Raw genomic sequence first — 22,110 nt, 5'->3', positions numbered from 1 at the left:
CGCCGGGACCGGCACCGGGAAAACGGGGCGGCCGCTGTCCGCGCGGCGCCGTACACTGGGCGGAGCGAGAAGCGTGGATGGGGACGAGTAGCGGCGTACGCAGCCCAGAGCGACCCGGGGACGGTGGAAGCCCGGGGGCGAGCGCGACGTGAAGATCACCCCGGAGCCGCCGGAGGAAAGCCTCAGCCGTCAGGCGGGGGCGAGTAGAACCGGCTTCGCGACCCCAATGAGGGGGCTCACCGGCGCGTACGGCGACCGGGGGGCCAAGGAGGGTGGTACCGCGGGAGCGCGCCGCACACGGCGTACGCAAGGCAAGGCTCTCGTCCCTCCGACGGAAGGCAGCAAGTCCGTTGGAGGAAGCTCGCAGATGACAGCGCCGACGTACCGCCAGGTGCCCGCACAGGTCGACCTGCCCGCCCTCGAGCACGCCGTGCTCGACTTCTGGCGCGAGCAGAAGATCTTCGCCAAGACCCTGGAGCAGTCCGAGGGCCGCCCCGAATGGGTGTTCTACGAGGGCCCGCCCACCGCCAACGGCATGCCCGGCGCCCACCACATCGAGGCGCGCGTCTTCAAGGACGTCTTCCCCCGCTTCCGCACCATGCGCGGCTACCACGTGGCCCGCAAGGCCGGCTGGGACTGCCACGGCCTGCCCGTGGAGCTCGCGGTCGAGAAGGAGCTGGGCTTCAGCGGCAAGCCGGACATCGAGAAGTACGGCATCGCCGAGTTCAACGCCAAGTGCCGCGAGTCGGTGACCCGCCACACCGACGCCTTCGAGGCGCTGACGACCCGCATGGGGTACTGGACCGACCTGGACGACGCCTACCGCACGATGGACCCCGAGTACATCGAGTCGGTCTGGTGGTCGCTGAAGACGATCTTCGACAAGGGTCTGCTGGTCCAGGACCACCGCGTCGCCCCCTGGTGCCCGCGCTGCGGCACCGGCCTGTCCGACCACGAGCTGGCGCAGGGCTACGAGACGGTCGTCGACCCCTCCGTGTACGTCCGTTTCCCGCTCACCTCCGGTCCGCTCGCCGGCCAGGCCGCGCTCCTGGTGTGGACGACCACCCCGTGGACCCTGGTGTCCAACACGGCGGTCGCCGCGCACCCCGAGGTCACCTACGTCGTCGCGACCGACGGTGAGGAGAAGCTCGTCGTCGCCGAGCCGCTCGTCGCCAAGGCGCTCGGCGAAGGCTGGGAGACCACGGGCCAGTCCTTCACCGGCGCCGAAATGGAGCGCTGGACCTATCAACGTCCGTTCGAGCTCGTGGAGTTCCCGAGCGCCAGCGAGGGAACCAATGGGCACAGCCCGGAACCGGCGCATTACGTCGTGAACGCGGAGTACGTCACGACCGAGGACGGTACGGGTCTGGTCCACCAGTCCCCCGCCTTCGGTGAGGACGACCTCAAGGTCTGCCGCGCCTACGGCCTCCCGGTGGTGAACCCGGTCCGCCCGGACGGCACCTTCGAGGAGGACGTGCCGCTGGTCGGCGGCGTCTTCTTCAAGAAGGCCGACGAACGGCTCACCGAGGACCTCAAGCAGCGCGGCCTCCTCTTCAGGCACCTTCCGTACGAACACAGCTACCCGCACTGCTGGCGCTGCCACACCGCGCTGCTCTACTACGCGCAGCCGTCCTGGTACATCCGCACGACGGCGATCAAGGACCGCCTCCTCGCGGAGAACGAGAACACCAACTGGTTCCCGGACACGGTCAAGCACGGCCGGTACGGCGACTGGCTGAACAACAACATCGACTGGGCGCTGTCCCGCAACCGCTACTGGGGCACCCCGCTGCCGATCTGGCGCTGCGAGGACGACCACCTCACCGTGGCCGGCTCCCGCGCGGAGCTCACCGAGCTCACCGGCACCGACCAGTCGGACCTGGACCCGCACCGCCCGTTCATCGACGACGTCACCTTCGCCTGCCCCGCCGAGGGCTGCGGACTGACGGCCACGCGCGTGCCGGAGGTCATCGACGCCTGGTACGACTCGGGTTCGATGCCGTTCGCGCAGTGGGGCTACCCGCACAAGAACAAGGAGCTGTTCGAGAGCCGCTACCCGGCGCAGTTCATCTCCGAGGCGATCGACCAGACGCGAGGGTGGTTCTACACCCTGATGGCCGTCGGCACGCTGGTCTTCGACAAGTCGTCGTACGAGAACGTGGTCTGCCTCGGTCACATCCTCGCCGAGGACGGCCGCAAGATGTCCAAGCACCTGGGCAACACCCTGGAGCCGATCCCGCTGATGGACCGGCACGGGGCGGACGCGGTGCGCTGGTTCATGGCGGCCGGGGGTTCGCCGTGGGCGGCCCGCCGGGTGGGCCACGGCACCATCCAGGAGGTCGTCCGCAAGACGCTGCTGACGTACTGGAACACGGTCGCCTTCCAGGCGCTGTACGCCCGTACGTCGAACTGGGCGCCGTCCGCGGCCGATCCGGCCCCGGCCGACCGCCCGGTCCTGGACCGCTGGCTGCTCTCCGAACTGCACGCGCTCACCGACCAGGTGACGCAGGCGCTGGAGGCGTACGACACCCAGCGCGCCGGCAAGCTGCTGTCGGCGTTCGTCGACGACCTGTCCAACTGGTACGTCCGCCGCTCGCGGCGCCGCTTCTGGCAGGGCGACAAGGCCGCGCTGCGCACGCTGCACGAGGTCGTGGAGACGGTCACCAAGCTGATGGCCCCGCTGACCCCGTTCATCACCGAGCGGGTGTGGCAGGACCTGGTGGCGCCGGTGACCCCCGGCGCGCCGGAGTCGGTGCACCTGGCGGCCTGGCCGGAGGCCGACCTGGGCGCCATCGACCCTGAGCTGTCGAAGCAGATGGTCCTGGTACGACGGCTCGTGGAGCTGGGCCGGGCCACGCGCGCGGAGTCGGGCGTCAAGACGCGGCAGCCGCTGTCCCGGGCGCTGGTCGCGGCGGTGGGCTTCGACGCGCTCGCCCCGGAGCTGCACGGGCAGATCACCGACGAGCTGAACGTCTCCTCGCTGGCGTCCCTCTCCGAGGTGGGCGGCTCCCTGGTCGACACGACCGCGAAGGCCAACTTCCGGGCGCTGGGCAAGCGGTTCGGCAAGCGGGTGCAGGACGTGGCCAAGGCGGTGGCCGCGGCGGACGCGGCGGCACTGTCGCTGGCGCTGCGTGAGGGCACGGCGTCCGTGGAGGTCGACGGCGAGACGGTCACGCTGGCGCCGGACGAGGTGATCATCACGGAGACGCCTCGTGAGGGCTGGTCGGTGGCGTCGGACTCCGGTGCGACCGTCGCGCTGGACCTGGAGATCACCGAGGAGCTGCGGCAGGCGGGCCTGGCCCGGGACGCGATCCGGCTGATCCAGGAGGCGCGCAAGAACAGCGGGCTGGACGTGGCCGACCGGATCGCGCTCAGGTGGGTGTCGACCGACCCGGCGGTGATCGCGGCGCTGGCGGAGCACGCTCCTTTGATCGCCGACGAGGTTCTGGCAACCGACTTCTCTCAAGGCGAGGGGGATGACGGTTACGGCGATCCCTTCACCGACGAAGGGCTGTCGCTGACGTTCCGCCTGCGCAAGGCGTAAGCGCCGACGCTGTTCGAGAAGGGCCCGGTCTCCGTGGTGGGGATCGGGCCCTTTCCGGTACGTACGGGTCGGGGCAGGTGCCGTGCGCCCACGCGGCGGTAGCCGCATAGGGGACACAGCCCCGCGCCCCTGATGTGCGAGCCCCTTCTCCCAGCTGCAGGTCGGCGCACCGAGCCGTGCGCCCACGCGGCGGCAGCCGCATAGGGACACAGCCCCGCGCCCCCCTGGAGTGGCTTGCGCAACCCGCGTAAAAAGGGCGGGCCCCGGATCGGAATCCGGGGCCCGCCCTTTTGAACGCCTGCCTACGACTACGCCGTACTACATGGCGGCCGTCAGTTGTCGTCCTCGTCGATGAGGAAGCCACGCATCGGGGACGGCGCCTGGCCCATCGGGGACGGGCCCTGCGGGCGTACCGGAGCCATCGGCTGGGTCATCGCCGGCGTCATCTGCTGCTGGCCGCCGTAGGACGGGGCAGCGGGGGACGGGGCGCCGCCCATCGCCGGGTTGCCGCCGTAGGACGGGACACTCGCGCCGGCCGGGGCCATGGAAGGCGCCGGGGACGGCGGGAGGGAGGCCGCGGCCGGGGTGCGCGGCGGCGCCAGGGAGTCGTCGGCCTGGGTCTCCAGCTGACGCAGCTGCGACTCCAGGTACGACTTCAGACGCGTGCGGTACTCGCGCTCGAAGCCGCGCAGGTCCTCGACCTTGCGCTCCAGCGTGGCGCGCGCGGACTCCAAGGAGCCCATGGCGACGCGGTGCTTCTCCTGCGCGTCCCGCTCCAGCGCGTCGGCCTTGGCACGGGCGTCACGCTCCAGACCCTCGGCGCGGCTGCGGGCCTCGCCGACGATCTTGTTGGCCTCGGAGCGGGCCTCGGCGATCGCCTGGTCGGCGGTCTGCTGGGCCAGCGAGAGGACACGGGCGGCGCTGTCGCCACCGGGGCCCTGACCGGGGCCGCCCATCGGACCGCCCATGGGGCCGCCCATCGGACCACCCATCTGCTGCGGCATGGGCGGCTGGCCGCCCATCGGGGCCATGCCCTGACCCATCGGGCCGGGACCCTGCCCCATGCCCTGGCCCATCGGACCGGGGCCCTGCCCCATGCCCTGGCCCATCGGACCGGGACCCATCGGGCCCTGGCCCATCGGACCGGGACCCTGCGGACCGCCCTGGCCACTGGGACCGGCCGGCAGCTGCGGGGCGCCGCTCGGCAGCTGCGGGGGACCACCCATGGGGCCACCCATCTGCTGCTGCGGCGGGCCCGATATGCCGGCGGGCACCGGAGCGCCGGGGCCTCGCATGCCCTGCTGCGGCATACCCTGCGGCATACCACCCTGCTGAGGCATACCCTGCGGCATACCACCCTGCTGCGGCATACCCTGCGGCATACCACCCTGCTGCGGCATACCCTGCGGCATACCACCCTGCTGAGGCATACCACCCTGAGGCATACCGCCCTGCTGGTCCTGCGGCTCCGGAGGCTTGCGCATGTTCTGCTGGTTCTGGGCAGCAGCGCGCGTGGCCGCGGCCAGTTTGGCGCGCAGGTCCTCGTTCTCGCGGAGCAGGCGCGTCAGTTCGGCTTCGACCTCATCGAGGAAGGCATCGACCTCGTCCTCGTCATAGCCTTCTCGGAGGCGGACGGTCGTGAACTGCTTGTTCCGCACGTCCTCGGGGGTCAACGGCATCTCTTCACCTCAACGTAGTCGTCGGCGTTCGGCAAGACGGTAGGTCACATCGCTCATCACAGCCGACCAACGATCGCAATCAGGATGTAGACGATGATCATCAGCACGAAGAAGGACAGGTCGAGCGCCACGCCCCCGAGACGCAGCGGCGGGATGAACCGCCGCAGAAGCTTGAGCGGTGGATCGGTGACAGTGTAGGTGGCCTCAAGTACGACCACCATCGCCTTGCCGGGTTGCCATGAGCGGGCGAACTGGAACACGTAGTCCATGACCAACCGGAAGATGAGCACGATGAGGAAGCACATCAGCGCGATGTAGATCACATCCAGGAACACGCTCATGGTTCGTGCTTTCCCTCTCCCCTGTTACGTGCCTTCTACCGGTCGTGCGTCTCAGCTCTGGTTGAAGAACCCGCCCTCTGCGATGCGGGCCTTGTCCTCCGCCGTGACATCGACGTTAGCAGGCGACAACAGGAACACCTTCTGCGTCACCCGCTCGATGCTGCCGTGAAGACCAAACACCAAACCAGCCGCAAAGTCGACAAGTCGCTTCGCGTCTGTGTCATCCATCTCAGTCAGATTCATGATCACCGGGGTGCCCTCACGGAAGTGTTCCCCGATGGTACGGGCCTCGTTGTAGGTCCGGGGGTGAAGCGTGGTGATCCGGTAAGGCTCTCGTTCCGACACGACCTTGGGCATGATCACCGGTGCGTTCTTCTCCAGGCTTGCGCGTTCTTGTGTGATGGACGCCACGGGGGCGATGCGCGCCGGGCGTCCCGATTCCGCAGGGAGCGAAGCGGAATGCGACACCGGTTCGCGCGGGGGTGACGGTTGCACCACTCGTACCGATTCGTCCCTTTGGGACTGGTGTGCGCCGTGGGACTGGTGTGACGGCTCGTGCCGTCGATGGTCCCGCTCGGGCTCCGGGTCCAGTTCGGGCTCGAAGTCGTCATCGGGGTCGAATCCGCGGCCGTCGTACCCATCGTCCTCCACGAGGCCGAGGTAGACCGCCATCTTGCGCATCGCGCCGGCCATGCTCTGAGTCCTCCGCTCTGTGGTGGATCGGTGACGACTGCCAAGTCCCGCGATCCACACGGTCGTTGTGCCCACCTTGGGCGGCATTGACCATATTTTCTGCTGTGGTCCGACTTCTTGGCGACGTTACCCGAGCCTGGGGCGGACTCCGAGTACCGCGGTGCCGACGCGTACATGTGTCGCCCCGGCGGCCACGGCTTCCTCAAGGTCCGCACTCATCCCTGCGGAGACCATGTTCGCAGCAGGATGGGCTCGGCGCAGGTCAGTCGACAAATCCATCAACCGCTCGAACGCCGCGCGTCGGCGCCCCGCGTACTCCCCGGTGAGCGGAGCGACGGTCATGAGGCCGTCGAGCCGCAGTCCCGGCGATCCGGCGACGAGGGCGGCCAACTCTTCGATTCCGCCCGGCGCCACGCCACCACGCTCCCCTCTTTCACTCGCGCCCGCGTCGAGTGCGACCTGGAGGAGGCAGCCGACCTCGCGCCCGGCCCGCACCGCTTCCCTGGACAGGGCGTCCACGAGCTTGGAACGATCGACGGACTGCACGAGATCCGCATAAGCGACCACTGATCGGACTTTGTTGGTCTGCAACTGCCCGACAAAGTGCCAAGTAAGGGGAAGATCCGCACATTCGGCGGCCTTGGGGGCCGCGTCCTGGTCCCGGTTCTCGGCGACATGGCGCACCCCGAGCCCCGAGAGGATCCGCACGTCGCTCGCCGGATAGGTCTTGGTGACCACGATCAGCGTCACCTCCTCCCGCTTGCGCCCCGCCGCCGCACAGGCGGCCGCGATACGCTCCTCCACTTTCGCCAGGTTTACAGCGAGTTCGGCGTTACGGTCCGTCATGTCCCATCAGTCCAGCCACACATAGCCGGCGAGCCGCCCGGTGGTGCGGTCCCGGCGGTACGAGAAGTGATCGCCCGACTCCAGCGTGCACACCGGCGACTGCGCCCGGTCGAGCACCCCGGCGCGCGCGAGCTGCGCGTGCACTCCGGCGCTCACGTCGACCGCGGGAGTACCCCAGCTGGTCTCCGCGTGCGCCGTCGGCTCCACGGCGGCCACCTCGGCACGCATCGCCTCCGGCACCTCGTAGCACCGTCCGCAGACGGCGGGTCCGGTGCGGGCGACGATCCGGGCCGGGTCGGCGCCGAGCGACTGCATGGCGTCGATCGCGGCGGGCACGATCCCCTTCACCATGCCCGGCCGTCCGGCGTGGGCGGCGGCGACCACCCCGGCCACCGGGTCGGCCAGCAGGACCGGCACGCAGTCGGCGGTGAGGACGGCGAGGGCGAGCCCCCGGGCCGCGGTCACCAGCCCGTCCACCTCGGGCGTGAGCCGGGTGGTCCACGGGCCTTCGACCTCGGCCACGTCGTTGCCGTGGACCTGGTTCATCCAGACCACCCGGCCGGGGTCCAGGCCGAGCGACTTGGCGGCGAGTTCCCGGTTGGTCCGTACCACGTCGGGGTCGTCGCCGACCGCCCCGCCCAGGTTGAGCTCCTCGTACGGAGCGGCGCTCACCCCGCCCCACCTGTCGGTGAAGGCGAAGTGCGCGCCGCTCACGGTGTCGCGCTGTCCTATCACGTCGTAAGGATCACTTGAGGAAGTCCGGTACGTCCAGTTCCTCGGCCGCGCTGTCCGTGTAGGAACGGGACGGCGGGACCGGCGGGGCGACCGGGATGTCGGCGACCGGCTCGGGCGCCGGCTCCGGCTCCTCCTTCGGGGTCACGCTGCCGAGCGAGCCGAAGGAGGGGCGCTCGGGCTCCCGCCGGGCCGGAGCGGGCTCCTCGCGGCGGGCGGAGGCCGAGGACGAGCCGAGGACGTTGTCCCGGCGGGCCGGGGGCTGGCCCCCGTCGAAGCCGGCCGCGATGACGGTGACGCGGACCTCGTCGCCGAGGGCGTCGTCGATGACCGCACCGAAGATGATGTTGGCCTCGGGGTGGGCGGCCTCGCTGACCAGCTGGGCGGCCTCGTTGATCTCGAACAGGCCGAGGTCGGAGCCGCCGGAGATGGAGAGCAGCACGCCCCGGGCGCCGTCGATGGAGGCCTCCAGGAGCGGCGAGGAGATCGCCATCTCGGCGGCGGCCACCGCGCGGTCGTCGCCGCGGGCCGAGCCGATGCCCATGAGGGCCGAACCGGCCTCGGACATGACCGACTTGACGTCGGCGAAGTCGAGGTTGATCAGGCCGGGGGTGGTGATGAGGTCGGTGATGCCCTGGACACCGGAGAGCAGGACCTGGTCGGCCGACTTGAACGCGTCGAGCACCGAGACCTGGCGGTCCGAGATGGACAGCAGCCGGTCGTTCGGGATGACGATGAGGGTGTCGACCTCTTCGCGGAGTTCGGCGATGCCGTCCTCGGCCTGGTTGGCGCGGCGCCGGCCCTCGAAGGTGAAGGGGCGGGTGACCACGCCGATGGTGAGGGCGCCCAGCGAGCGCGCGATGTTGGCCACGACGGGCGCGCCGCCGGTGCCGGTGCCGCCGCCCTCGCCGGCCGTCACGAAGACCATGTCGGCCCCCTTGAGGACCTCCTCGATCTCCTCACGGTGGTCCTCGGCGGCCTTGCGGCCGACGGCCGGGTTGGCGCCGGCGCCGAGTCCCCGGGTGAGTTCACGGCCGACGTCGAGCTTGACGTCGGCGTCGCTCATCAACAGCGCCTGCGCGTCGGTGTTGATGGCGATGAACTCGACGCCCTTGAGACCGACCTCGATCATCCGGTTGATGGCATTGACACCACCGCCGCCGACACCGATGACCTTGATGACTGCGAGGTAGTTCTGCGGTGCTGCCACGTCGAAGGCCTCTCGCCTCGAATTACGTTGCCGTCCACGTGCGGTGTTCGCGCGGGACGGCAGATGCCGATTGGGACGGTCCGTAGCGCCGACCCGAACCCTAACGTTGAAGTTTAGGGTTACCAGTGTGTCTGTTCCCTGGAGTCTTCTGAACAGGACACTAAGTCGACAAGTGGCGCGCGTTCAACGAACACGCCGAACCTCCCGTTTTTCTTTTCACCCTATGTGATCAGGCATAGCCGTGCCCAACCAGGGTGCTGGCCTGGGCAGATGTGCGTCAACTCGCCGATGACGCAGGGGCGGTGGGAACGCTTACGTCGAAGTGCCGGGCGCCGGAAGCTGCTTTCATGAGTGCGCTGAGCGTACGCGCCTTGGCGGCGCCGCTCTCGGCGCTTCCCCACTCGACGACGCGGCCGCCGCCCAACTCCAGCGAGATGTCGTCGTAGGAACGGACCTTGACGGTCCGGGTGTCCCGGCGGACGGCGGCCGGAATGGCACGTGCGACGTCGACCGCTTCCCGCACCAGCCGGTCGGTGCCGAACCGGCGCAGGCTCGCGGTGGCCGAACCCGACCCGGAGAGACTCAATTCCAGCGCCGGAACGCCTTTCGGCGCCTGTGAAACCGTGGCGAACCGGACACCTTTCCTGTCCACTTCGGTGAACTTTCCGCCCTTTTCGATGAGCAGCACCGGAGTCCGCTCGATTACTTTCAGCCCGATTCCACGGGGCCAGGAACGGACGACGTCCACCACGTCGATCCGGGGCAGCTTCCGGCGCAGCCGGGCCCCGATCCCGTCGGTGTCGACGGACACCATCGGCTCCCCGACCGGGACGTCGGCGGCCTCGAGGACCTGCTCGGGCGTCAGAACGGCCGTACCGGACACCGAGACGTGGCGCACCCGCAGCCAGGGGGAGCCGTACAGCAGCCAGACGGAGCCGGACCCGAGGAGCAGCACGCACAGCGTCAGGACGAGGGTCCTGCGGAAGCGGCGGTTGCGCAGCCGCCGGACGAGCGGCGGGCCGGACGACTCCTGCTGGCGTTCACCGCGTTCGGCGGTGGTCGGTCCGGCCACGCTGCTCACTTGCCTTTCGTCATACGGTCCTATCGGCTTGAGGCGATCGCCTCGTACACCATGCCGACGAGCAGGTCGTCGGCGTCCCGGCGGCCGAACTCGCTTGCCGCGCGGGACATCTCGTACAGCCGGTGCGGGTCGGCGAGCACGGGCAGGACGTTCTGCTGCACCCACTCCGGGGTGAGTTCCGCGTCGTCGACCAGGAGGCCGCCGCCGGCCTTGACCACCGGCTGGGCGTTCAGCCGCTGCTCGCCGTTGCCGATGGGCAGCGGGACGTAGGCGGCCGGGAGCCCGACGGCCGAGAGTTCGGCGACGGTCATCGCGCCGGCGCGGCAGAGCATCATGTCGGCCGCGGCGTACGCGAGGTCCATCCGGTCCAGGTAACTTACCGGGATGTAGGGCGGCATCCCCGGCATCTGGTGCACCTGCGGCAGTTCGTTCTTCGGGCCGACCGCGTGCAGGATCTGGATGCCCGCCTGCTGCAGCCAGGGTGCGACCTGCTGGACGACCTCGTTGAGGCGGCGGGCGCCCTGCGAGCCGCCGGAGACCAGCAGCGTCGGCAGGTTGGGGTCGAGGCCGAAGCGGTGGCGGGCCTCGGGGCGGGCGGCGGCGCGGTCCAGGAGGGAGATGGAGCGGCGCAGCGGGATGCCGATGTAGCGGGCGTCTCGCAGCTTGCTGTCCGGGGTGGAGACCGCGACCTTGGCGGCGTACCGGGAGCCGATCTTGTTGGCGAGGCCGGGGCGGGCGTTGGCCTCGTGGATCACGATCGGCACGCCGAGGCGCTTGGCGGCGAGGTAGCCGGGCAGGGCGACGTAGCCGCCGAAGCCGACGACGCAGTCCGCCTTGGTGCGCTCCAGGATCTGCTCGGCGGCCTTGATGGTGCCGCGCAGCCGGCCCGGCACGGTGATCAGCTCGGGGGTGGGCTTGCGGGGCAGCGGCACCGCCGGGATCAGTGCGAGCTCATAGCCGCGTTCCGGGACCAGTTTGGTCTCCAGGCCGCGCTCCGTGCCCAGGGCCGTGATCCCCACGGTGGGGTCCTGCCTGCGCAGGGCGTCCGCGAGGGCGAGCGCGGGCTCGATGTGGCCGGCGGTCCCCCCACCAGCGAGTACGACATGCACCGAAATTCACCGCTCTCCGGACGAGCGCGCCGCCGAGGCGCGCCGTCGCATCGTGTTCCATCTCCGAGGCCCCTGAGGGCCCCGGGCTCCCCGCTTTCTACCAAAGCGAGGTTGCCGCATCGCAAGCGCCGCCCGCGCACCGGGCTCGTCGCGCGCGAAGGCGATCAGCAGCCCGATGGCGAACATGGTCGGCAGCAGGGCGGAGCCTCCGTAGGAGAACAGCGGGAGGGGGACGCCGGCGATCGGCAGCAGGCCGAGCACCGCACCGATGTTGATCACCGCCTGGGCGGTGATCCAGGTGGTCACGCCTCCCGCGGCGTACCTCACGAAGGGGTCCTCCGTGCGTCCGGCCACGCGGATACCCGCATAGCCTAGAGCCGCGAAGAGGGCCAGTACCGACAGCGTCCCCGCCAGGCCCAGTTCCTCGCCGGTGACGGCGAAGATGAAGTCGGTGTGGGCTTCGGGGAGTTGGCCCCATTTCTCCACACTCGCACCGAGTCCGGATCCGAAGAGCCCGCCGCTGGCCAGGGCGTAGATGCCGTGCACCGCCTGCCAGCAGTCGGCGACGCCGGTCTTGGGTTCGGTGGCGCCGATGCAGGCGAGCCGGGCCATCCGGTTCGGGCTGGTCTTGATGAGGATGAACCCGAGCACGCCCGCGATGGACAGCACACCCGCGAACAGCCGGGTGGGTGCCCCCGCCAGCCACAGCAGGCCGAACAGGATCGCGGTCAGGATGATCGCCGTACCCATGTCGCCGCCGAGCATGATCAGCCCGAGCAGCAGGAAGCTCACCGGAACGAGCGGCACCAGCATGTGCTTCCACTGCGTCAGCAGCCGCCTCTCCTGCTTGCGGGCCATCAGGTCGGCGCCCCACAGCACCAGGGCGAGCTTGCCGAACTCGCTGGGCTGGATCTGGAAGGAGCCGCCGAGGGAGATCCAGTTCTGGTTGCCGTTGACCGACATGCCTATCCCCGGCACCTGCACGAGCGCCATCATGAAGACGGCTCCGGCGAGGATCGGGTAGGCGAGCGCCCGGTGCAGTTTCACCGGCATACGGGACGCGACGAGCAGCAGCACGCCGCCGATGGAGGCGGCCAGGAACTGTTTGCGGAAGAAGAACGAGCCGGGCAGCGACATCTGCAGCGCGGTGATCTGGGAGGCCGAGTAGACCATCACCAGCCCGAGCACGATGATGAGCAGGCTGCCGCCGAGGATCAGGTAGTACGCGGTCAGCGGCCGGTCCCAGGCCCGCTGGGCGCGCGTGTAGAGCCGCCGCAGCGGGTTCTCGCGCGACGCGCGGGGCGCGGCGGGCCGCCGGACCGCCCGCTGTACGGGCGGCCGGCCGGTGCGGCTACCGGGCATCAACGCCTCCGCTGAACGTCGACCGTCCCACGCGTCCCTCCCAAGGTCGCCCGGCAGGCGGCCGGGTCAGGCGCCGAGTTCGCGAACAGCCTGGGCGAACGCGTCACCGCGCTTGTTGTAGTTGGCGAACATGTCCATGGAGGCACAGGCGGGGGCGAGGAGCACCGTGTCGCCCTCGACCGCCAGCCGCCGGGCCTCCCGGACCGCCGCGAGCATCGCCCCAGTGTCGGTCCGGTCGAGGTCGACGACGGGTACTTCCGGCGCGTGTCGCGCGAGGGCGTCCCGGATGAGGGCGCGATCGGCGCCGATGAGCACCACGCCGCGAAGTCGCTTTGCCGACTTGGCGACCAGCTCGTCGAAGGTCGCCCCCTTCGCCAGACCGCCGGCGATCCACACGATCGACTCGTACGACGCCAACGAGGCTTCCGCCGCGTGCGTGTTGGTCGCCTTGGAGTCGTCGACGTACGCGACGCCGTCCACGTCGGCCACGTGCGCGATGCGGTGGGCGTCCGGGGTGAAGTTCCGCAGCCCGTCCCGTACGGCCGTGGGCGGCACCCCGAAGGCGCGTGCGAGGGCCGCCGCGGCGAGGGCGTTGGCGATGTTGTGCGGGGCCGGCGGGTTGACGTCGGAGACCTCGGCCAGCTCCTGGGCGTTCTTCTGCCGGTTCTCGACGAAGGCGCGGTCGACGAGGATGCCGTCCACGACGCCGAGTTGGGAGGGCCCCGGGGTGCCGAGGGTGAAGCCGATGGCCCGGCAGCCCTCCTCGACGTCGGCCTCGCGCACCAGCTCCTCGGTGAGCTTGTCGGCGACGTTGTAGACGCAGGCGACCCGGTTGCCCTCGTAGATGCGGCCCTTGTCCCTGGCGTACGCCTCCATGGAGCCGTGCCAGTCGAGGTGGTCCGGGGCGAGGTTGAGCACGGCCGCCGAGTGGGCGCGCAGGGAGGGCGCCCAGTGCAGCTGGTAGCTGGACAGCTCCACCGCGAGGACGTCGTACTCCTCGTCGCCGAGGACCGCGTCGAGCAGCGAGACGCCGATGTTGCCGACGGCGGCCGTGCGCAGGCCCGCGGCCTTCAGGATCGACGCCAGCATCTGGACGGTGGTGGTCTTGCCGTTGGTGCCGGTGACGGCCAGCCAGGGGGCCGCGTCGGGGCCGCGCAGCCGCCACGCCAGCTCGACATCGCCCCAGATGTCGATGCCGGCCGCGCGGGCCGCCTGGAACAGCGGCTTGTCCGGCTTCCAGCCGGGCGCGGTCACGATCAGCTCGGTGCCCGCGGGCAGGGTGGCGCCGTCACCGAGCCGTACCGTGACGCCCAGTGCCTCCAGTTCGGCGGCCTGCTCACGCGCGCGTGCGTCGTCGCCGTCGTTGACGACCGTGACGATCGCGCCCCGCGCGTGCAGCACCCTGGCCGCCGGGACACCGGAGACGCCGAGCCCGGCGACGGTGACGTGCTTGCCCTGCCAGTCGGTCACTTGTCCGCTGCCCATCCTGCGTAGAAGAGGCCCAGTCCGACAATCACACAGATGCCCTGGATGATCCAGAAGCGGACCACCACAAGGACTTCGGACCAGCCCTTGAGTTCGAAGTGGTGCTGGAGCGGCGCCATCCGGAAGACGCGCTTGCCGGTGAGCCGGAAGGAGCCGACCTGGATGACGACCGACATGGTGATCAGGACGAACAGGCCGCCCATGATGGCGACGAGGAGCTCCGTGCGGGAGAGGATCGCCAGGCCCGTGAGGACACCGCCGAGCGCGAGCGAACCGGTGTCGCCCATGAAGATCTTGGCCGGCGAGGTGTTCCACCACAGGAAGCCGAGGCAGGAACCCATCAGCGCGGAGGCGATGACCGCGAGGTCCAGCGGGTCGCGCACCTCGTAGCAGGCGTTGGGGTTGGTCAGCGTGACCGCGTTGGCGCAGGACTCCTGGAACTGCCAGACGCCGATGAACGTGTAGGCGCCGAAGACGAGCACGGAGGCGCCGGTGGCCAGGCCGTCCAGGCCGTCGGTCAGGTTCACGCCGTTGGACATCGCGAGGATCATGAACAGCGCCCAGACCACGAACAGCACCGGACCGATGGACCAGCCGAAGTCCGTGATGAACGACAGCTTGGTGGAGGCCGGGGTGTTGCCGCGGGCGTCGGCGAACATCAGCGACAGCACCGCGAAGCCGATGCCTACGATCAGCTGGCCGGCCATCTTCGCCTTGGCCCGCAGGCCCAGCGAGCGCCGCTTGACGATCTTGATGTAGTCGTCGAGGAAGCCGACCAGGCCCATCCCGCACATCAGGCCGAGCACCAGCACGCCCGAGTAGGTCGGGGTGTAGCCGGTGATCACCTTGGACAGGAAGTAGGCGGCGACCGTCGACAGGATGAAGGCGATACCGCCCATCGTCGGCGTACCGCGCTTGCTGGCGTGCTCGCGCGGGCCGTCGTCACGGATGTACTGGCCGTAGCCCTTGCGGGCGAGGAGCTTGATCAGCAGCGGGGTGCCGACCAGGGTCAGAAAGAGACCGATGACGCCCGAGAAGAGGATCTGCTTCATCATCGGGCATCAACACCCTCGGCACCGGACTCCAGGAGCGCCTGCGCAACGCTCTCCAGGCCCACCGACCGGGACGCCTTCACGAGTACGACGTCCCCCGGGCGCAACTCGCTGCGCAACAGGTCGATCGCCGCCTGTGCGTCGGACACGTGCACCGACTCCTCACCCCACGAACCCTCGTTATATGCGCCCAGTTGCAGCCAGGAGGCTTCCACTCCCCCGACGGCGACGAGCTTGCCGACATTGAGCCGGACGGCGAGCCGTCCGACCGCGTCGTGCTCGGCGAGCGCCTCGTCCCCGAGCTCGGCCATCTTGCCGAGCACCGCCCACGTGCGGCGCCCCTGACCCATGGCCGCGAGCGCGCGCAGCGCGGCTCGCATGGACTCGGGGTTGGCGTTGTAGGCGTCGTTGACGATGGTCACGCCGTCCGGGCGCTCGGTGACCTCCATACGCCAGCGGGAGAGGGAGCCCGCCTCGGAGAGCGCGAGGGCGATCTCTTCCGCGGACATGCCCAGCTCATGGGCGACGGCGGCCGCGGCGAGCGCGTTCGACACGTGGTGCTCACCGTACAGGCGCATGGTCACATCGCTTGCACCGGAGGGTGTGTGAAGGCTGAACGCGGGCTGTCCCGTGTCCGTGAGTCGTACGTTCTCGGCCCGTACGTCCGCTTCGGCCGACTCTCCGAAAAGGACCACCTTCGCCTTGGTACGGGAGGCCATGGCCCGCACCAGAGGGTCGTCCGCGTTGAGGATCGCGGCGCCGCCGTCCTCGGCCGCCGGCAGGGCCTCCACCAACTCGCCCTTCGCCTGGGCGATCTGCTCGCGGCCGCCGAACTCGCCGATGTGGGCGGTGCCGACGTTCAGGACCAGGCCGATCTTCGGGGGCGTCAGATCGGTGAGGTAGCGGATGTGGCCGATGCCCCGGGCGCCCATCTCCAGCACCAGGAACTTCGTCTCCTCGGTGGCGGACAGGGCGGTCAGCGGCAGCCCGATCTCGTTGTTGAGCGAGCCGGGTGTGAAGACGGTCGGCGCCTTGGTGCGCAGCACCTGTGCGATGAGGTCCTTGGTACTGGTCTTGCCGGCCGAGCCGGTCAGCGCCACGAGGGTCGCGCCGAGCCGTCGTACGACATGGCGGGCGAGGGCGCCGAGGGCCGTCTGCACGTCGTCCACGACGATCGCGGGCACGCCGACGGGGCGCGACGCCAGTACGGCGACCGCGCCCTGCTCGACGACCTGGGCGGCGAAGTCGTGGCCGTCCACGCGCTCGCCCACGAAGGCGGCGAAGAGACTGCCCGGCCCCGCCTCGCGGGAGTCCCGGACGACCTCGCCGGTGACCTGGACGGACGGATCCGGTATGTCGTGCGTCTGCCCGCCGACGACTGCTGCGATCTCGGCGAGAGAGAGGGCGATCACAAGTTCATCCCCTGGGTCTTCTGGATTTTCATCCCTGGGTTTTCTGGATGGCTTCGCGGAGGACCTGACGGTCGTCGAAGGGACGGATCACGCCGGCGATGTCCTGGCCCTGCTCGTGGCCCTTGCCGGCGACCAGCACGGTGTCGCCGGGGTGCGCACGGGCGACGGCGGCCTCGATCGCGGCGGCCCGGTCCTCGAAGAGGAGCACCTCGCCGCGCTCGTGGGCGGGCACCGAGGCGGCGCCTTCGAGCATGGTCGCGAGGATGGCGAGGGGGTCCTCGGAGCGGGGGTTGTCCGAGGTCAGGACGGCCGTGTCGGCGAGCCGGGCCGCGGCGGCGCCCATCGGGGCGCGCTTGGTGCGGTCGCGGTCGCCGCCGCAGCCGAGGACGACGAGCAGCCGGCCCTTGGTGACCTTGCGCAGGGCCCTGAGGACCGACTCGACGGCGTCCGTCTTGTGGGCGTAGTCGACGACCGCGAGGTAGGGCTGTCCGGCGTCCACCCGCTCCAGGCGGCCCGGGACGCCCGGCACGGCGGCGATGCCGTCGGCGGCGGTCTGCGGGTCGAGCCCGGCAGCGGCCAGGGCGACGATCGCGGCGAGGGTGTTCGCCACGTTGAAGGGGCCCGGCAGCGGCGACTTGGCGGCGATCCGGACACCCTCGGGCCCGGTGACGGTGAACGTCGAGTCCATCGGGCCGATGTGGACGTCGGTGGCCCGCCAGTCGGCGTCCGGGTGGCCCTCGGCGGAGTAGGTGACGACCGGGACGGAGGCCTCCCGGGCGAGCCGGCGGCCGTACTCGTCGTCGACGTTGACCACACCCCGTTTACTGCGTTTCGAAGTGAACAGCTGTGCCTTGGCCCGGTAGTAGTCCTCCATGTCGGAGTGGAACTCCATGTGTTCCGGGCTGAGGTTGGTGAAGACGGCGATGTCGAAGACGCAGCCGTCGACCCGGCCGAGGACCAGGGCGTGGCTGGAGACCTCCATGGCGACCGCCTCGACCCCGCGCTCGCGCATCACGGCGAACAGGGCCTGGAGGTCGGTGGCCTCGGGGGTGGTGCGCTCGGACTTGATGCGCTCGTCGCCGATGCGCGTCTCGACCGTGCCGATCAGACCGGTGCTGCGCGTGGTCCTCAGACCGCCCTCGACCAGGTAGGCCGTGGTGGTCTTGCCCGACGTGCCGGTGATGCCGATCTGGAGCAGGTCGGCGCCCGGACGGCCGTAGATGGTGGCCGCGAGTTCGCCCATCCGCCCGCGCGGGTCGTCGGCGACCAGGACCGGCAGGCCGGTCGCGGCGGCGCGCTCGGCGCCCGTCGGGTCGGTCAGTACGGCGACCGCGCCGAGGCCGGCGGCCTGGGCGACGAAGTCGGCGCCGTGCAGCCGGGCGCCCGGCAGGGCGGCGTACAGGTCGCCGGGGCGGACCGCGCGCGAGTCATGGGTGATGCCCGTGACCTCCGCGCTGCTGTCCGGGACGGCGGCACCCAGCTGGCCGGCGAGCTCCGCGAGGGGTGTGGCGGAGGCCCGAACCGGCCTGGGCGGCCCCGGATGTGTCACGCAAGCGCCCTTCTGGGTGGTTTGGGACTGATCAGCGTCTGGCACGGCGGTGAGCGTACCGGGCGCACCGGCTCCGGAGCCAAAGGGGAGCCCGCGCGCAGCGTGGTCCTGCAAGGGTGGTGGCGGGCGACGGGAGGGCGAGGGGCGCGGGGTCCCGTGGTTCCCGGGATCGGGGGTGATCGTTGTCACGAGCTCGTTCCTGGTGGTCTGTGCGAAGTGCTGAGGTGCTGATCAGGGCTTGTAGTCGACGGGCAGGTCGGCCGCCTTGGCGCCGGTCGGCGGGATCTGGAGGGTCTTGAGGGCGAACTCCATCACCTGCTTGTAGATCGGGCCGCAGATCTGGCCGCCGAAGTAGCTGCCGGCGGTGGCGTTCTGGATGGCGCAGTAGACGGTGATGCGGGGCTTGTCGGCGGGGGCGAACCCGGCGAACGACGAGGTGTAGCCGCGGTACCTGCCGGTGGCCGGATCCACCCGGTTGGCGGTGCCGGTCTTGCCGGCGACGTTGTAGCCGGGGATGGCCGCCTTGGCGCCGGTGCCCTGCTCGTCGTCCACGACGGACTCCAGCATCTCGGCGAGCGTCCTGGCCGTCTTCGCGCTGATCACGCGGGTCTTCTTGGGCTGGGCGGCCGGGGTGTAGCGGCCGTCGGCGCCTTTGGTGCCGCGCACCAGGGTCGGGTCGACGCGGACCCCGCCGTTGGCGATGGCCGAGTACACGGAGGCCGCCTGCATGGCGTTGATGGAGAAGCCCTGGCCGAAAGGAATCGTGAACTGCTGCGACGTCGACCACGTGGCCGGCGCGGCCAGGATGCCCTTGGTCTCGCCGGGGAAGCCGAGCCCGGAGTAGCTGCCGATGCCGAACTTGCGCAGGTACGAGTAGAGGACCTGGTTGGCCTGTTCCTGGGTCTTGCCGAGCTGGCCGGTGGCGAGGATGGTGCCGATGTTGCTGGACTTGGCGAGCACGCCGTTGAGCGTGAGGTACCAGGTCGCGTGGTCGACGTCGTCCTTGAAGAGCCGGTCGCCGCGGTGCAGCCGGTTGGGCACCACCACGTGCGTGAGCGGGGTGGCGGCGTTCTGCTCCAGGACGGCCGCCATGGACATCACCTTGGCCGTGGAGCCGGGCTCGTAGGCGTCCTGGAGGGCCGCGTTGCCCATGTCGGCGGAGTCGGCGGTCGACAGGTCGTTCGGGTCGAAGCCGGGCGAGTTGGCCATGGCCAGGATCTGCCCGGTCTGCGTGTCCTGGACGACCACGTAGCCGCGGTCCGCCTTGGACTTCTTGACCTGCTCGGTGATGGCGTTCTGCGCGGCCCACTGGATGTCGCGGTCGATGGTCAGCTCGACGTCGGAGCCGGCCACGGCCGGGGTCTCGGTGGAACCCGCGGTGGGGACCTCGCGACCGCCGGACTGGGCGTAGCGGATCTTGCCGTCCTTGCCGGTCAGCGCCTTGTCGAGCTGCTGCTCGATGCCGCCGCCGCCCTTGCCCTCGGCGTTGACCCAGCCCAGTATCCCGGCGGCCAGGTCGCCGTTCGGGTACACGCGCTGGCTGCTCGGGTCGGCGAAGACGCCGGCCAGCACGTTGACGGTGCTGCTGTCGGTCTCGGCCTTGGTGGTGAGCGCGGTCTTCAGGTCCTTGATCTGCTTCCAGACCTGCGGGGTCTGCCGGGTCGCGAGCCGGACGTAGCGCAGCTCCTTGTTCTTCGGCCGCAGCAGCTTGAGCAGGTCGGCCTGGTTCTTGCCGAGGATCGGGGCGAGCAGCGCGGCGGCCTGCTCGGGGCCGTCGTCCACCTTGAGCTGCTTGCTGGTGAACATCGTGGGGTCGGCGGTGATGTCGTACGCGTCCTCGCTGATCGCCAGCGCCACGCCGTTGCGGTCGGTGATACCGCCGCGCTCGGCGGCCAGGGTGTGCACGACGTACCGGTTCTGCTCGGCCTTCGCCGCGTACGCGCCGGCGTCGACGGCCTGGACCTGGAGCAGGCGCCCGACGAAGACCATCAGCACCAGGGTGAGGGCGAGTCCGACCATGCGCAGCCGGGGACGGGGGCTGCCGAGCCGCAGCGCGGGCGCGGCCGGGGGGCGCGGGCCGCTCGGGCGGCGGACCGGGCGGGCGCCGGGGCCGGGACCGGACCGGCTCCGGACGGTACCCCTGGGGTCCCGGGGGCGGGGCGGCCTGGCGGGGCCGGGCACGCGGCGGCGCGGCGGCTGCCTGTCTCCAGAAGTGTCTGGCACTTCCGTCACCTGCCGGGGGTCGGGGTCGGGGTGGTCGCGGGCGTGAGTGCCGGCGCCGGGGTCGTCACGGGGGTGGCGACCGGAGTGGTGACCGGCGTGCCCGTAGGTGCGGCCGCCGGCGGGGGCACCGACGCGGACCCGGTCGGCGTCGCCGCGGCGGCGGACCGGGTGCCGAGGGCCTCGGGGGCGAGGGGCGCGGTGGTCTGCCGGAGCGCGGCGGGGCCGGGGACGCCCTTGACGGTGCCGTCCGGGTCGAGGAAGGCCGGGTCGCCGCCGGGGACCATGCCGAGCTCGCGGGCCCGGCGCTGGAGGGCGTCGGGGGCGGAGTAGGCGTCGATGTCCCGCTGCAGGGCCTGTTCCTCGTCGGTGAGGTTCTTGGTCTGCTTCTGCAGGTCGTCGAGTCTGAACGAGCCCTCGCTGAGCGCCGAGTTCAGCACCAGCAGACCGATCAGGCCGCCGCTGAGGAGCAGGACGACGAGCAGGACGAACGGGGTGCGGGCGGCCTGGTTGGCACGGCCGGCCGGAAAGAGCCGGGCGAGCCGGGCCGCCCGCCCCCGCAGCTCGGGTTTCCTACTCACGTGTCCTCCGGTGGGTCCGCACACCCCGCTCGCTCACTCGGCTTCCTCCCTGATGCGCTGGGCTCCCCGAAGACGCGCCGGCGCGGCCCGGCGGTTCTCGGCGACCTCTTCCTCGGTGGGAAGTTCGGCACCGCGCGTGAGCAGCTTGAGCCGGGGCTGGTACTGCTCGGGCACGACCGGCAGCCCGGGCGGCGCGGTGGTGGCGGCGCCGGCCGCGAACACCTGCTTGACGAGGCGGTCTTCGAGCGAGTGGTACGACAGCACGGCGATCCGTCCGCCGACCGCGAGGGCCTTCACGGCGGCCGGGATCGCCCTTTCCAGGACGGCCAGTTCGCCGTTGACCTCGATGCGCAGCGCCTGGAAGGTGCGCTTGGCCGGGTTGCCGCCGGTGCGCTTGGCGGCCTGCGGCAGCGAGTCCCGGATCAGCTCGACGAGCCGGGCGCTGTTGCTGAACGGCTCCTTCGCGCGCTCCCGGACGATCGCCGAGACGATCCGCTTGGCCTGCTTCTCCTCGCCGTACGCGAACAGGATCCGGACGAGGTCGCCGGCCGGGTAGGTGTTGAGGACCTCGGCGGCGCTGATGCCGGTCGTCTGGTCCATGCGCATGTCCAGGGGGGCGTCCTGGGCGTAGGCGAAGCCGCGGCCGGCCTCGTCGAGTTGCATGGAGGAGACGCCGAGGTCGAAGAGCACGCCCTGCACGCGCGCGATGCCGAGGCGTGCGAGCACGTCGGGCAGTTCGTCGTAGACGGCGTGCACCAGGGTGGCGCGCTCGCCGAAGGGGGCGAGCCGCTCGCCGGACAGGCGCAGGGCCTCCTTGTCGCGGTCCAGGGCGACCAGGCGGGCCTCGGGGAAGCGGGTCAGCAGCGCCTCGCTGTGGCCGCCGAGGCCGAGGGTGCAGTCGACGACCACGCTGCCCGGCCGCTCCAGGGCGGGCGCCAGCAGGTCCAGGCACCGCTGGAGCATCACCGGGACGTGTCGACTCTGGCTCAAGGGGGCCTCTCAGTTCCGGCAGGGGGGACGCACCGCCGGGTCCCCGCCCGCTCGGTACGCGCGCCGCGCACGTGGGGAGACGGCCCGGGCGCCGTGCCGGGGTCTCCAGGGGATTTCACCAGCGGGGAGAGCCTCGCCTCCCGCTTCGCGTCACTTTAGTCCACCGTGTCGCGCGGTCAATCAACCGGCCTGCACGGCGCGTACGGCGTCCCGACCGGGGCGGG

General features: G+C 70.7%; 17 protein-coding genes. 1 reads left to right on the top strand and 16 read right to left on the bottom strand.

All coding sequences use genetic code 11. The annotated features are described in order from the left end of the window. The first annotated feature begins 367 nt into the window (after positions 1-367). Entirely contained in the window at positions 368-3,544 is a 3,177-nt protein-coding gene (gene ileS / locus ABZ887_RS06615; protein WP_361283609.1) for an isoleucine--tRNA ligase, read from the top strand. Between the two features lie 332 nt (positions 3,545-3,876). Here the strand turns inward: ileS and ABZ887_RS06610 are convergent, their stop codons facing one another. The 16 genes from ABZ887_RS06610 to rsmH all read right to left on the bottom strand — a co-directional run bounded on the left by ABZ887_RS06610 (position 3,877) and on the right by rsmH (position 21,886). Next, a complete protein-coding gene (locus ABZ887_RS06610) occupies positions 3,877-5,223 on the bottom strand; it encodes a DivIVA domain-containing protein (protein WP_361283606.1) in 1,347 nt (448 codons plus the stop codon). A 56-nt stretch (positions 5,224-5,279) separates the two neighbouring features. Beyond that, positions 5,280-5,564 (bottom strand): YggT family protein, encoded by a 285-nt coding sequence (locus ABZ887_RS06605; protein WP_046729537.1) that lies wholly within the window; start codon positions 5,562-5,564, stop codon positions 5,280-5,282. Between the two features lie 51 nt (positions 5,565-5,615). Next, positions 5,616-6,257, bottom strand: coding sequence for a cell division protein SepF (gene sepF, locus ABZ887_RS06600; RefSeq protein WP_361283603.1), 642 nt, complete (start codon positions 6,255-6,257; stop codon positions 5,616-5,618). 126 nt (positions 6,258-6,383) lie between these two features. Next, entirely contained in the window at positions 6,384-7,103 is a 720-nt protein-coding gene (locus ABZ887_RS06595) for a YggS family pyridoxal phosphate-dependent enzyme (protein ID WP_361283600.1), read from the bottom strand. Between the two features lie 6 nt (positions 7,104-7,109). Continuing rightward, a complete protein-coding gene (pgeF, locus tag ABZ887_RS06590) occupies positions 7,110-7,838 on the bottom strand; it encodes a peptidoglycan editing factor PgeF (protein WP_361283597.1) in 729 nt (242 codons plus the stop codon). A gap of 10 nt (positions 7,839-7,848) precedes the next feature. Beyond that, positions 7,849-9,045 carry a cell division protein FtsZ gene (ftsZ, locus tag ABZ887_RS06585; RefSeq protein ID WP_089101080.1) on the bottom strand — a complete coding sequence of 399 codons (1,197 nt, stop codon included), beginning with the start codon at positions 9,043-9,045 and terminating at the stop codon, positions 7,849-7,851. 277 nt (positions 9,046-9,322) lie between these two features. Beyond that, positions 9,323-10,117, bottom strand: a complete 795-nt coding sequence (locus tag ABZ887_RS06580; RefSeq protein WP_361284588.1) for an FtsQ-type POTRA domain-containing protein — start codon at positions 10,115-10,117, stop codon at positions 9,323-9,325. A gap of 29 nt (positions 10,118-10,146) precedes the next feature. Beyond that, positions 10,147-11,235, bottom strand: coding sequence for an undecaprenyldiphospho-muramoylpentapeptide beta-N-acetylglucosaminyltransferase (murG, locus tag ABZ887_RS06575; RefSeq protein ID WP_361283593.1), 1,089 nt, complete (start codon positions 11,233-11,235; stop codon positions 10,147-10,149). 6 nt (positions 11,236-11,241) lie between these two features. Further along, positions 11,242-12,597 carry a putative lipid II flippase FtsW gene (ftsW, locus tag ABZ887_RS06570; protein WP_361283590.1) on the bottom strand — a complete coding sequence of 452 codons (1,356 nt, stop codon included), beginning with the start codon at positions 12,595-12,597 and terminating at the stop codon, positions 11,242-11,244. A 66-nt stretch (positions 12,598-12,663) separates the two neighbouring features. Further along, positions 12,664-14,082: a UDP-N-acetylmuramoyl-L-alanine--D-glutamate ligase gene (gene murD / locus ABZ887_RS06565; RefSeq protein WP_361283587.1), complete on the bottom strand. Its 1,419-nt coding sequence runs from the start codon at positions 14,080-14,082 to the stop codon at positions 12,664-12,666. Further along, complete coding sequence (gene mraY, locus ABZ887_RS06560) at positions 14,064-15,134, bottom strand: phospho-N-acetylmuramoyl-pentapeptide-transferase (protein WP_361284585.1); 1,071 nt, start codon at positions 15,132-15,134, stop codon at positions 14,064-14,066. Before mraY ends, murD begins: the two co-directional genes overlap by 19 nt. Next, entirely contained in the window at positions 15,134-16,546 is a 1,413-nt protein-coding gene (murF, locus tag ABZ887_RS06555; protein ID WP_361283584.1) for a UDP-N-acetylmuramoyl-tripeptide--D-alanyl-D-alanine ligase, read from the bottom strand. The genes mraY and murF overlap by 1 nt, the downstream gene beginning before the upstream one ends. 28 nt (positions 16,547-16,574) lie before the next feature. Beyond that, the gene (locus ABZ887_RS06550) at positions 16,575-18,095 is read right to left on the bottom strand and encodes a UDP-N-acetylmuramoyl-L-alanyl-D-glutamate--2,6-diaminopimelate ligase (protein ID WP_361283580.1); all 1,521 of its coding nucleotides are present in this window, start codon (positions 18,093-18,095) and stop codon (positions 16,575-16,577) included. A gap of 231 nt (positions 18,096-18,326) precedes the next feature. Beyond that, entirely contained in the window at positions 18,327-20,318 is a 1,992-nt protein-coding gene (locus ABZ887_RS06545; protein WP_361283577.1) for a penicillin-binding protein 2, read from the bottom strand. Positions 20,319-20,323: 5 nt separating this feature from the next. Then, positions 20,324-20,896: a septum formation initiator family protein gene (locus ABZ887_RS06540; protein ID WP_361283574.1), complete on the bottom strand. Its 573-nt coding sequence runs from the start codon at positions 20,894-20,896 to the stop codon at positions 20,324-20,326. A gap of 33 nt (positions 20,897-20,929) precedes the next feature. Further along, positions 20,930-21,886 (bottom strand): 16S rRNA (cytosine(1402)-N(4))-methyltransferase RsmH, encoded by a 957-nt coding sequence (rsmH, locus tag ABZ887_RS06535; protein WP_361283571.1) that lies wholly within the window; start codon positions 21,884-21,886, stop codon positions 20,930-20,932. Positions 21,887-22,110: the final 224 nt, after the last annotated feature.

Source organism: Streptomyces sp. NPDC047061 (assembly GCF_040643955.1).
Taxonomy (GTDB): domain Bacteria; phylum Actinomycetota; class Actinomycetes; order Streptomycetales; family Streptomycetaceae; genus Streptomyces.
Note: the sequence above shows the minus strand (reverse complement) of the source record. Positions and strands in the feature narration are given on the sequence as shown.